Source organism: Microcystis sp. M53603_WE2 (assembly GCF_030065435.1).
The window spans coordinates 1-5024 of sequence record NZ_JASJFF010000916.1; the positions used below are offsets into that span (position 1 = coordinate 1).

Here is a 5024-nt window from a genome sequence, read left to right on the forward strand (position 1 = left end):
AACGCTTTTACTGCAAGTTACCAACCAACTCGCCCAAAGATTACCGCGCATCCTCTACGTTTCCGCCGAAGAATCGGGACAACAGATTAAACTGCGGGCTGCCCGTTTGGGGGTGGGAGTGGTTCCCGTGGAGTCGGAAAATAACGGCAATGGCAAGGAGAACAAAACCTCTGAATCAACCGCAGAACTCGATAATCATCTCTATGTTCTGCCAGAAACCGATTTAGAGGAAATTTTGCGAGAATTAGAATCTCTACGCCCACAGGTGGCGGTAATTGACAGTATTCAAACTCTTTATTTTGGGGCGTTAACTTCCGCACCGGGATCCGTCGCCCAAGTTCGCGAATGTACCTCCGCCTTGATGCAGGTGGCAAAACGGGAGAATATTACTTTACTAATTGTCGGTCATGTGACTAAAGAAGGGGCGATCGCTGGTCCGCGAGTTTTGGAACATTTGGTCGATACGGTGTTATATTTTGAAGGCGATCGCTATGCTTCCCATCGTCTCTTAAGATCCGTGAAAAACCGTTTTGGGGCAACCCATGAGATCGGTATTTTCGAGATGGTGGATCACGGTTTGGTGGAAGTGGAAAACCCCTCAGAATTGTTTTTAGGCAATCGCGACGAATTTTCCCCCGGTACGGCGACGGTGGTAGCCTGTGAAGGTACACGCCCGATTGTGGTGGAGTTACAGGCATTAGTTAGCCCCACCAGCTACGCTTCCCCGCGAAGATCGACCACGGGCATAGAATACAACCGATTACAGCAAATTCTCGCCGTTTTAGAAAAGCGCGTCGGCATTCCTTTATCGAAATTAGATGCCTATGTTGCCTCCGCAGGAGGGTTGGGAGTGGAAGAACCGGCGGCGGATCTGGGAGTTGCGATCGCTGTTGTCGCCAGTTTTCGCGATCGAGTCGTGGATCCGCGCACAGTCTTAATCGGGGAAGTGGGATTAGGCGGACAAGTCCGCTTAGTGTCGCAAATGGAACTAAGATTAAAAGAAGCGGCTAAATTGGGCTTTAAACGGGCGATTGTCCCTAGAGGTCAAGTTTATCCCGAAGATGTGGGCTTAGAAATTGTTCCAGTCGGCAAGGTAATCGAGGCAATTGTCGCCGCAATCCCCCCCCAGCAGCGCTTTGGGGAAGATATAGAAGACGAGGAAGGGGAAGGGCAAGAATAACGGTACAATGCTAAAAAAGATTAAATTACTTGGGAGATTTTCACCATGTCTGTGTTAGCTGTTGCTGCTTTGGCGGGTTATCTGATCGTTTTTACCGGAATTGCCCTCGGTCTCTTTTTCGGTCTGCGCGCCGCTAAAATTATCTAGTATATAAACAGTAAAAAAGCTTTAGTGATCGGTTTAACTGGTCACTATTGCCAATTCTAGGGGAGATAAAAAATGACTGTTATTCTAGACTTAAAAACTCTCTACGAAATTGATGATTCTCTCTGGTTAGAAGAAACTATCGAACTGCTCAAGGCTAAAAATTTTGAAGCGCTAGACTTAGAAAACTTGCTCGAGGAGTTAGAAGACTTGGGAAACGAGAAAAAGTTTCGTGTTGCTAGTTTTTTACAGCAAATTATTAGACATTGTTTATTATTACAATTTTGGACAAGTGAAAGAGAATATAATCAGGCTCATTGGCGTTCAGAAATTATCAATTTTAAAGATGAACTTAATACTTATTTGACGACTAATTTAAGAAATTATCTAGAACATAATTTGGCAACTATTTATGAAAAAGCCCTTCGCTATCTTCGTCAAAAAACCGATAATAAAGTCAACTTTCCCGATACTTGTCCCTACAGTTTAGAAGAACTGCTCGCTCCTAATTGGCTACCACCTTACAAATAAAGGAGATAAAAAATGACTGTTATTCCCGACTTAAAAACTCTCTACGAAATTGATGATTCTCTCTGGTTAGAAGAAACCATTGAACTGCTCAAGGCGAAAAAATTTGACGCTTTAGATTTAGAAAACTTGATCGAGGAGTTAGAAGAGTTGGGAAACGATAAGAAGTTTCGTATTGCTAGTTTTTTACAGCAAATTATTAGACATTGTTTATTATTACAATTTTGGACAAGTGAAAGAAAATATAATCAAGCTCATTGGCAAGCAGAGATAGTCAGTTTTCAATATCAGTTAAAGCGCTATTTAACTACAAATCTTCGCAAATATCTAGAACAGGAATTTGAGCAAATTTACTTTGAGTCCGTGCGATATGTTCGTCAAAAAACCGATAATAAAGTCAACTTTCCTGATATTTGTCCCTACAGTTTAGAAGAACTTCTCGATCCTAATTGGCTACCACCTTACGAATAAAGGAGATGATAATGACTGTTATTCCCGACTTAAAAACTCTCTACGAGATTGATGATTCCCTCTGGTTGGAAGAAACTATCGAACTCTTAAAAGCGAAGAGATTTGACGCTTTAGATTTAGAAAACTTAATCGAGGAATTAGAAGATTTGGGTAACGAAAAAAAGTTTCGTGTTGCTAGTTTTTTACAGCAAATTATTAGACATTGTTTACTCCTACAGTTTTGGACAGAGGAAAGAGCATATAATCAGGATCACTGGGAGTTAGAAATAGTCAACTTTCAAATTCAGCTAAAAAGACGCTTAACCACCAATCTCCGTAATTATTTACAAAATGAATTAACTAATATTTATGAAGATGCAGTTTTCTTGGTGCGGAAAAAGACAAAAAATAAAGTTACTTTCCCTAATACTTGTCCCTACAGTTTAGAAGAACTTCTCGATCCTAATTGGCTACCACCATACGAATAAAGGAGATGATAATGACTGTTATTCCCGACTTAAAAACTCTCTACGAAATTGATGATTCCCTCTGGTTGGAAGAAACTATCGAACTCTTAAAAGCGAAGAGATTTGACGCTTTAGATTTAGATAATTTAATCGAGGAGTTAGAAGATTTGGGTAACGAAAAAAAGTTTCGTGTTGCTAGTTTTTTACAGCAAATTATTCGTCATGCTTTGTTACTGCAATTTTGGACAAGGGAAAGAGAATATAATCAAAGTCATTGGGAATCAGAACTGGTAAATTTTCAAGATCAATTAAATACCTACCTAACGGCAAGTTTACGGAAATATTTAGAACAAGAATTTGATAATATTTATCAGAAGGCAATCCGTTATGTGAGAAAAAAGACAACAAATCAAGTTACTTTCCCTAATACTTGTCCCTACAGTTTAGAAGAACTTCTCGATCCTAATTGGCTACCACCTTACGAATAAAGGAGACGATAATGACTGTTATTCCCGACTTAAAAACTCTCTACGAGATTGACGATTCTCTCTGGTTGGAAGAAACTATCGAACTCTTAAAAGCGAAGAGATTTGACGCTTTAGACTTAGAAAACTTAATCGAGGAATTAGAAGACTTGGGAAACGAAAAAAAGTTTCGTGTTGCCAGTTTTTTACAGCAAATTATTCGTCATGCTTTGTTACTGCAATTTTGGAGAAGTGAAAGAGAATATAATCGTAGTCATTGGCGTTCAGAAATCGTCAATTTCAAAAACCAGATCGACACTTATTTAACTACTAATCTCCGCAATTATCTCACTCAAGAATTACCTCGTATTTACCAGAAAGCTTTAAATTATGTTAGAGAAAAAACCGATAATCAAGTTAGTTTTCCTGGGGAATGTCCCTACAGTTTAGAAAATCTTCTTGATCTCGATTGGTTCCCCCCAGAAAATGAATAAAGGAAAAAATGAAATGCTGAAAAAGTTTCTACGTTGGCTGATTATTGGGGGAACCTTATTTTTTGTTCTCAGTAACCTTAAAAATAACTGGGATAACGTCACCTCAGTTAGAATTGAAAATCATGGTTGGTTATTTCTTTTCTTGGCACTTGTAACCACCGTTATCGCTCAAATTTGGGCAGGATGGGTGTGGACATGGATACTCAAAAGCTATCAACAACCGATTAAAACCTCCACAGGAATTGGCATCTATATGATTACCAATTTAGGAAAATATCTACCCGGTAATATCGGCCACTTTTATGCTCGCATTGTGGCAATTAATAAAGCAGGAAGTGATTGGGGAACCGCTAGTTTAAGCGTTTTATTAGAACTTTTATTGCTGGTGTGTGCAGCCTTAGCCATAGCAGTTATTGGTAGTGGTTTAGGTTGGATGAAATCTAGCTCAAGTCTAGGGATACAGATATTAGTTTTAGGATTAATTTTAATCGGCATTCATCCCAAATTTTTAAATTATCCTCTGAAAATCCTCAGCCAAAAGAAAAAGATTGCTCAAGAACCTGTTTATCTAACTAAATATCCTCTCGTCCCTCTCTTGGGTGAAACTGGATTTTTATTGTGGCGCGGTGCGGGTTTTATTTTAGCTTGGATGGTGTTAAAAATGATTACCCCCGCTCAGATTTTACCCCTCTTAGGAACCTTTAGTTTTGCTTGGTTATTGGGTTTAGTTGTCCCCGGAGCGCCGGGGGGATTAGGAGTTTTTGAAGCCACAGCAATCGCACTTTTAGACACAGAAAACTTTCCCGCCGCTAACGTACTTATCACCGTTGCTATCTATCGTTTAATTAGCATTCTCTCCGAAGTCATTGCCGCCGGAATCGGGACAAAATTAGTTAAAGATAAAGCCAAGTTTTTTAGTTAGCTTAAGAATATTATTCGGGTGTGTTAGCCCAATGTAACGCACCCAGAAGAAAAGTTTTGATCATTGTTAAGCGAAGATAATTTTCTCAACTCCTATCTATCTCCTGACTTGAAAGAGGGTGTGGGGTGTGGGGTGTAGGGAAGGAAACCTCTTTCATCTGTGGGGGTGAAAAATTTTTCATCGGGACTGACTCCTAAATTCTGATGTAACATAGGATCAATAATCAGCAAAAACATGGATACTCCCACCTAGAGAGGCCGAAAAAATGACGATTGCCAAAAGCGACGAAACTGCCACCTCTCCGGCACTGATAGAAGAAGATTTCGAGGACTTCTGGGAACCCCCCCCACCCCCCACAGACTTAATTTTTGATGA

At 39.8% G+C, this 5024-nt stretch carries 8 protein-coding genes and 1 pseudogene; all 9 read left to right on the top strand.

Annotated elements, in window-relative coordinates; translation table 11 throughout:
- Positions 1 to 1180: DNA repair protein RadA (gene radA / locus PX481_RS19435; protein WP_288095532.1), on the top strand; the 1180-nt coding region annotated here is incomplete at its 5' end.
- A 45-nt stretch (positions 1181 to 1225) separates the two neighbouring features.
- The gene (gene petL / locus PX481_RS19440) at positions 1226 to 1327 is read left to right on the top strand and encodes a cytochrome b6-f complex subunit PetL (protein WP_002791324.1); all 102 of its coding nucleotides are present in this window, start codon (positions 1226 to 1228) and stop codon (positions 1325 to 1327) included.
- A 72-nt stretch (positions 1328 to 1399) separates the two neighbouring features.
- Positions 1400 to 1855, top strand: a complete 456-nt coding sequence (locus tag PX481_RS19445) for a DUF29 domain-containing protein (protein WP_149986180.1) — start codon at positions 1400 to 1402, stop codon at positions 1853 to 1855.
- A gap of 12 nt (positions 1856 to 1867) precedes the next feature.
- Positions 1868 to 2323, top strand: coding sequence for a DUF29 domain-containing protein (locus tag PX481_RS19450; RefSeq protein ID WP_288095535.1), 456 nt, complete (start codon positions 1868 to 1870; stop codon positions 2321 to 2323).
- An 11-nt stretch (positions 2324 to 2334) separates the two neighbouring features.
- The gene (locus tag PX481_RS19455) at positions 2335 to 2790 is read left to right on the top strand and encodes a DUF29 domain-containing protein (RefSeq protein ID WP_004266761.1); all 456 of its coding nucleotides are present in this window, start codon (positions 2335 to 2337) and stop codon (positions 2788 to 2790) included.
- An 11-nt stretch (positions 2791 to 2801) separates the two neighbouring features.
- Positions 2802 to 3257 carry a DUF29 domain-containing protein gene (locus PX481_RS19460; protein WP_147072336.1) on the top strand — a complete coding sequence of 152 codons (456 nt, stop codon included), beginning with the start codon at positions 2802 to 2804 and terminating at the stop codon, positions 3255 to 3257.
- A gap of 11 nt (positions 3258 to 3268) precedes the next feature.
- Complete coding sequence (locus PX481_RS19465) at positions 3269 to 3727, top strand: DUF29 domain-containing protein (protein ID WP_288095538.1); 459 nt, start codon at positions 3269 to 3271, stop codon at positions 3725 to 3727.
- Positions 3720 to 4649 carry a lysylphosphatidylglycerol synthase transmembrane domain-containing protein gene (locus PX481_RS19470; protein WP_004266759.1) on the top strand — a complete coding sequence of 310 codons (930 nt, stop codon included), beginning with the start codon at positions 3720 to 3722 and terminating at the stop codon, positions 4647 to 4649. Before PX481_RS19465 ends, PX481_RS19470 begins: the two co-directional genes overlap by 8 nt.
- A gap of 265 nt (positions 4650 to 4914) precedes the next feature.
- Positions 4915 to 5024, top strand: a pseudogene (locus PX481_RS30205) (Uma2 family endonuclease); the annotation flags it as partial.

Coding starts and splice junctions, on each gene's coding strand:
- PX481_RS19460 (WP_147072336.1), top strand. CDS start 2,802: ATGACTGTTATTCCCGACTTAAAAACTCTCTACGAAATTGATGATTCC.
- PX481_RS19465 (WP_288095538.1), top strand. CDS start 3,269: ATGACTGTTATTCCCGACTTAAAAACTCTCTACGAGATTGACGATTCT.
- PX481_RS19470 (WP_004266759.1), top strand. CDS start 3,720: ATGAATAAAGGAAAAAATGAAATGCTGAAAAAGTTTCTACGTTGGCTG.
- petL (WP_002791324.1), top strand. CDS start 1,226: ATGTCTGTGTTAGCTGTTGCTGCTTTGGCGGGTTATCTGATCGTTTTT.
- PX481_RS19455 (WP_004266761.1), top strand. CDS start 2,335: ATGACTGTTATTCCCGACTTAAAAACTCTCTACGAGATTGATGATTCC.
- PX481_RS19445 (WP_149986180.1), top strand. CDS start 1,400: ATGACTGTTATTCTAGACTTAAAAACTCTCTACGAAATTGATGATTCT.
- PX481_RS19450 (WP_288095535.1), top strand. CDS start 1,868: ATGACTGTTATTCCCGACTTAAAAACTCTCTACGAAATTGATGATTCT.